The sequence below is a fragment of the Chitinophaga sp. genome (assembly GCF_035538455.1).
In the GTDB taxonomy this organism is placed as follows: Bacteria; Bacteroidota; Bacteroidia; order Chitinophagales; family Chitinophagaceae; genus Chitinophaga.
Genome location: NZ_DATLKJ010000179.1, coordinates 1 through 6806, shown reverse-complemented (window position 1 = coordinate 6806; position 6806 = coordinate 1). Strand labels below are relative to the sequence as shown.

Below are 6806 nucleotides of genomic sequence, written 5' to 3'. Positions count from 1 at the left end.
GGAAGTGTCCAAAACATTGTTTTTTGAATATCCCAATCTGAAAGAGCTGGCTACCTATTTTGCGGCGGCTTATCCGCAGCAGCTCCGGCAGTTGTCCGGCGGAGCTCCGCAGCAGCAAGTAGAAGATACCCCGCAGTCATTATTCCGGCAAAGAAAACGCTTCTTTGGAAAGACAGTGCAACAGGAGCCTGTGAAGGCAGTTACCGCTCCGCAGCCTTCAACTGTGCAGGAGCAGATCGCTATTATTGGCATCAGTGGCCGCTATCCGATGGCGGACAACCTGCATGAATTCTGGGAGAATCTCAAAGCCGGCAAAAACTGCGTGGAAGCTATACCGGAAGACCGTTGGGATAACGGCGCCTATTATGATACACAGAAACATCAGCCGGGTAAGATCCGCAGTCAGTGGGGCGGATTTATTAAAGATGCAGATAAATTTGATCCGCTGTTCTTTAATATTTCACCGCTGGAGGCGCAGCTCACAGATCCGCAGGAGAGAATATTTCTGCAAACGGTATGGCATACACTGGAAGATGCGGGCTATACCAGGCAACGGTTGTCTGGCAAGCAGGTAGGTGTGTTCGCGGGTGTGATGTACGGTGAATACCAGTTGTACAATGCCGGTAATAAAAACAACGCTTACGTAGCTGCTTCGTCGTACGCATCGGTTGCCAACCGGGTATCTTACTTTTTTAATTTCCACGGACCCAGCATCGCGGTGGATACCATGTGTTCTTCTTCGTTAACAGCCATCCATCTGGCTTGCAACAGTATCCTCCTGAAGGAGTGTGAACTGGCTGTGGCAGGAGGTGTGAACCTTACCGTGCATCCGCATAAATACCAGTTGCTCAGTCAATCTGATTTTATTTCTGCTGAAGGAAAATGTAATTCTTTCGGAGAAGGAGGAGAGGGTTACATTCCCGGGGAAGGTGTTGGTGCAGTGTTGTTGAAGCCGCTCAGCCAGGCAATAGCTGACAGGGATCATATCTATGGTGTGATCAAGGGCAGCGCCCTGAATCATGGTGGTAAAACAAACGGATATACGGTGCCCAACCCTGCTACGCAGGCGAATGTGATCAGGCAGGCGCTTGAGCAGGCGAAAGTGGAGCCGCGTACTGTGACTTATATCGAAGCACATGGTACCGGTACTGCACTCGGGGATCCTGTAGAGATTGAAGGGCTGACAAGATCCTTTGGAGATGTGGCTGCACTCGGGCAGTTCTGTGCCATTGGCTCTGCTAAATCCAACATTGGCCATTTGGAGTCTGCGGCAGGCATTGCCAGTTTGTCGAAGGTGCTGTTGCAGATGAAGCATGGTCAGTTAGCACCGTCTATTCATGCGGAAAAGATCAACCCGAATATCTCTTTCAATAAAACGCCTTTTTATTTACAGCAGACAACATCCAACTGGGTGAGGCCTTTGCTGCGGGATGACACGGGGCATGAAAAACTATATCCGCGGATTGCCGGCATCAGCTCCTTCGGGGCTGGTGGTTCAAATGCACACCTGGTGATAGAAGAATATCCTGCGCGGCTAGAAAGTGCTGCCACACAAAGTATCCCGGTGTTTGTACTTTCTGCAAAAAATAAAGAGCGTTTAAAGGAATATGCACAGATACTGCATACATACCTGTTACAACCGGGGAATAACTTCCATCATGTATTATATACATTACAGACGGGACGCGAAGCGTTGCAGCACCGTGTAGCTTGGGTGGCGGGCAGCGAACGGGAGCTGCTTGACAGGCTGGAAAAGTATGTGCGGGGTAATTATTCAGCGGATGAAATATCCGGGAGCAGCAGCGCTGTCACAGCTGGGTTACCTGCGGAAGCAGGCCAGTGGCAGCAGTTGGCTGCCACCTGGGCGGCGGGAGCTGACATCGACTGGTCTGCTTTATACAAGCCTGAAAGCCGTCCGCTTACTGTTTCCCTGCCTGGTTATCCTTTTACCAAAGAACGTTACTGGATAACGGACCTGGGTAAAACTGTACCGGAGATAACGGAGACGGGTAAACGCCACGCGGATACGCCGGCTGTTATTGCATCACCGGCGGTGGATATACTTGCTTTGTTCCGGCACGATATAGCGGCTAAAGCGGCGGCCCTGATACAGTTGCCGCAGGAAAGACTGGAACCTGAGCGCAACCTTGGTGAATATGGTTACGAGTCTACTTCTTTTGTGCAGCTGAGCGAGCAGATCAACCACGCCTTCGGTTTGGATATTACACCGGCAGTATTCTTTGAGAAGCAATCTGTTTTGCTGTTATCCGCCCATCTGCTGGAAGAGCATCCGGAAGCAATCAGCAGGCATTACCGGCAGCAGGCGCCTGCTGCTGCTGCCATTACGCAAGGCGCCGGTGCACCTGTGTCCTCTCAAACAGAAACGGCTATACGTGAAGTGACTGACATTGCTATCATCGGTATGAACGGCCGCTTCCCGCAGTCGCCCGACCTGGATGCCTACTGGCAGCAACTGGAAGCGGCGGCTGATCTTATTACAGAAGTGCCGGAAGACAGGTGGAACTGGAAGGATTTTGAAAGTGAGTACGACGAAGGACAGGCCGCAGGCCGCTGGGGTGGCTTTATCCGGGATGCGGATAAGTTTGACGCCCGGTTTTTCAATATTTCTCCCCGGGAAGCGGAAACAATGGACCCGCAGCAGCGTGTCTTTCTGGAGGGGGTATGGCATACGATAGAAGATGCCGGTTATCGCGCTGCTGATCTGGCGGGGCGTCATATCGGGATCTTCGCGGGCGTGCAGTTCCAGGATTACCAGTATCTGCTGATTACCAATGGAGAGAACAATGCGCAGATGGGATTGGGCAATGAGTTGTCTATCCTTGTGAACCGCGCATCTTACCTGCTTAATTTCCACGGTCCCAGCGAACCATATAATACAGCCTGTTCCAGTGCCCTGGTGGCAGTGCACAGAGCCATTGACTCTATCCGCAGAGGTGAGTGCGAAATGGCGCTGGCAGGCGGCGTAACGCTCATGTTGAATCCATATACTACCGTTAGCGCCGCAACGCTGGGTATCCTTTCACCGGATGGCCGCTGTAAAACGCTGGACACTAACGCCAACGGCTATGTGAGAGGAGAAGGAATCGGATTGGTCTTACTGAAGCCCCTGGAAAAAGCAAAGGCGGACGGGGATCATATCTATGCGGTGATCAAAGGATCTGCAGTGAACCACGGCGGTAAAGCCAGTTCGCTGACAGCGCCGAATGCAGCCGCGCAGGCTGATCTGATTGTGAAGGCGCACCAGCAGGCAGGCTTTGATCCGGCTACGGTAAGTTATCTGGAGCTACATGGCACAGGTACCAAACTGGGCGATCCGGTGGAGATAGAAGGTATCAAGAGCGCCTTTAAGAAACTTGCCAGGCAACGGCCCGCAACCGGCGAAGGCATTGTGCCCTATTGTGGTGTGGGTACGGTAAAAACCAATATAGGCCACCTCGAGCCGGTATCAGGTATTGCCGGCCTGTTAAAAGTGGTACTGGCTATGCAGCACAAAACGCTGCCGGGTATCGTTAACCTGAAGACACTGAATCCGTTTGTAAAAATCGAGCGGAGCCCGTTTTATATCGTGTCTGAAACAAAACCCTGGCAGGCGCTTACGGATGCGCAGGGCAGGGAGTTGCCAAGGCGGGCGGGCGTCAGCTCATTTGGTTTCGGTGGGGTAAACGCGCATGTGGCCCTCGAAGAATATATTCCTGCAACACCGGCAGCGGGCTTGCCTTTTACGCCGCGGCTGTTTGTATGGTCTGCAAAAAATGAAGAACGGCTGAAAACATATGTTACCCGCTGGTTGGATTTTATACGGGAGAAGGAGGGCGCCGGCGCATTTACGCCCTTGTACTGGCACCAGGTGGCATATACGCTGGCGATTGGCCGTGAGGAGATGGACAGCCGCCTGGCTGTGGTGGCAGACTGTCCGGCTGCACTGGCTGCGGCGCTGAATAACTACCTGGAAGGGCTATACGATATCAACGTACTGAGTGGCAGCGTTGTGGCGTATAAACAGAATGGCGGAGTAGCAGCAACGGTTACCGCCGTGGACGAAAGTGCGGATTATTTGTCGCTGGCCGATGCATGGCTGCGTGGCGCTGTAGTTCCCTGGCAGCAGCTATTCCCGCAAGAGGTGAGGAAGCGTGTGCCGCTGCCGGTATATCCTTTTGAACGGAAACGCTACTGGCTTACGCCGCGCGTACCGTTGACAGCTGGCATTCCAGTAATAGCCCGGCAGCAGGAACAGGCCGTGGTAAGCGAGACCACGGCATCAGCAGAAATGGGCAGGGAGCATATTGTCCGCGAGCTGAAATCCATTCTGGCGGATAAACTGAAAGTAGCGGAAGAAGATGTTAATGGAGATGATGACCTCGCAGAACTGGGCATGGACTCTATCTTCTCCCTGATTTTTATGCAGGCCATACAGGACCGCTACGGACAACAGATCTCGTTGTCTGCCGCCGTGGAGCATCCTACCATCAACAGGCTGGCAGCATATGTTCATAATGAATTATTGGACAGTGGGGAGATGGTTATACCGTCAGGAAACATACCCGCGGCAAGACCGGCTGCCAAAAAAAATACGGTGACGTATCCACCGGAGTTAATACCGATCAATACGTCAGGAACGCAACCTATTTCTTTCTGGTTCCATCCTGCCACAGGTTTTGCTACATTGTTCAAGAATGTATCTGATGCGCTGGGGCCTGATTACCCGCTGTACGGGTTGCAGGCGCGCGGTACAGATGGCAAAACCGTGCCGCAGACATTCGATGAGATGGTGGAGCATTACCTGAAATGTATCAGGATGGTGCAGCCGCATGGGCCTTATGTATTATGTGCATATTCTTTCGGTGGATTGATCGCCGTTGCGGTGTCGAAGCGGTTGGAAGAAGAAGGGGAGAAGATCCGTCATCTCTTCCTGCTGGAAACATTCCCCACTACAGAAGAAGTAAACAATATCTTCCTAGAACATTATGATTTCGATTTTCTGAAAATATACCTGGCTAACTTCTTCCTGAAAGTGGCGGATAATCCTGAGCTTACCATCACCAGGAAAGATATTGCAGGGATCTCGCCCAGGCTTCATATCGGGCATATCTGCAAGCTCGTGAAAGAACGTGCCAGGACCATGATCTCAATGGATGATATCTTCAACTATATCCGCGGAGGGCTGATCTGTTCTGATTATTCAGAAGAAGCCTACCGCACTTACCGGATTGATTCCTACAGCGCTTCTGATGTAACGTTTGTGAAAACGAAGAAAGGGTTTATCGGGAAAGACAACTTCATGAACTGGCCCGCACTGGATCTCTATGCGATGTACGATTACGTAGCGCCATGGCGCGGGATCGTTACCAACAAACTGGAACTGGTGGAGGTGGATTCAGATCACTTCGAAATGCTGAACCAGCCTCAGTTGCAAACGATCATCGACGCCATCAAGCGGGTGTTCCGCACTTTCCGCACCATTGACGAAACGGCTTACACTGCCTTCGCAGATGGTTTCGGTTCACTCACCACTTTCCTGCAGGCATTGCTGCTGAAACGTTTCCGGGAGCAGGGGCTGTTGCAGTACGAGGAAGAGTCGTATACAATGGATGACATCATTACCAGCTTGTCTGTACAACCGTCTTATCACGCATTGCTGGCTGCCTTGCTGGACATATTACAAAGACGGGGCTGGATCAGTATTAAAGGTGCTGTTATTACCGTTACGGCAGAAGCCGTAGCGCCGGAGCTGGAAGCCCTGGCAGACCAGCAGCACGTGCTGGAGGAGAACCAGCCGGAAGATATTAAAGGATATGTACCGTTACTGCTGGCCTGTCTGGAAAATATTTTCGAAGTAATGGCCGGCCGTAGAAAAGGGACGGATGTGATATTTCCGGAAGGCAGCGACGTACTTGTGGGGAGACTGTATAACGATAACATCCAGGCCCGCTTCTATAATGAAATTGTAGAACAGTATGTGGCTGATATTATGATTATGCGGAAACAGCAATATCCCAACTCAGTGATCAATATCTGTGAAATTGGCGCCGGCAGCGGCAGCGGCAATGAAGGCCTGCTGCCGGTGTTGAAAAACTATGCGCAGCAGGTTCGCTACCTGTATACCGATAGCAGCAAAGGTATTGTAAGCGCCGGCGAAAGAAAGTTGCGTGAAAAATACCCGTTTGTTGATTTCAAACAGCTGGATATTCAGAAGTCTGTGGAACGGCAAGGCTTTGAACCTGGAAGTATGAATGTGGTGATAGCCGGCAATATGTTGCAGGGAGTGAGAAATGTTGCCACTGCCATTAAGCAGGTACACGGGCTGTTGAAGCCAGGCGGCGCATTTGTGATCAACCAGATAACCCGTTTACAGGATTATAACACGGTGACATTCGGTCTGACAGAAGGATGGTGGCAGTTTGAAGATGGCCATGTCCGCATTCCGCATTCTCCGCTGCTGCAGAATACCACCCTCAGGGACATACTGGAAGCCAATGGTTTTGAGCAGGTGGAGATACTGGGCATTCCCGGTGTGCCAACTGAAGAACTGGAACAGAGTGTAGTCGTTGCCGTTAAAAAATCTGATGTATGACAAGTACAGCGCATTTGAATATCATGATCCGTTACAATGAGCTCTGGTCTAAAGATGGACTGGAGAAGGCTGCCGAAGTGCTGTCACCTGATTTTATCAGGTACGGTACTTCTGGTCGCCTGAAAGGGATTACGGATTTCCGGCGTTTTGTGGAGGGCTTTCTGGAATCATTCCCGGACATCCGTTTTCTCGTGGACGACTGGATGGAGTGTGC

General features: G+C 51.5%; 2 protein-coding genes. Both read left to right on the top strand.

Features of this window, described 5'->3' with window-relative positions:
* The first annotated feature begins 16 nt into the window (after nt 1–16).
* Nucleotides 17–6592, top strand: a complete 6576-nt coding sequence (locus tag VM802_RS21540; protein ID WP_325534434.1) for a beta-ketoacyl synthase N-terminal-like domain-containing protein — start codon at nt 17–19, stop codon at nt 6590–6592.
* On the top strand, nt 6589–6806 hold a 218-nt coding region (locus VM802_RS21535; protein WP_325534432.1), incomplete at its 3' end, for an ester cyclase. The genes VM802_RS21540 and VM802_RS21535, both read left to right, overlap by 4 nt.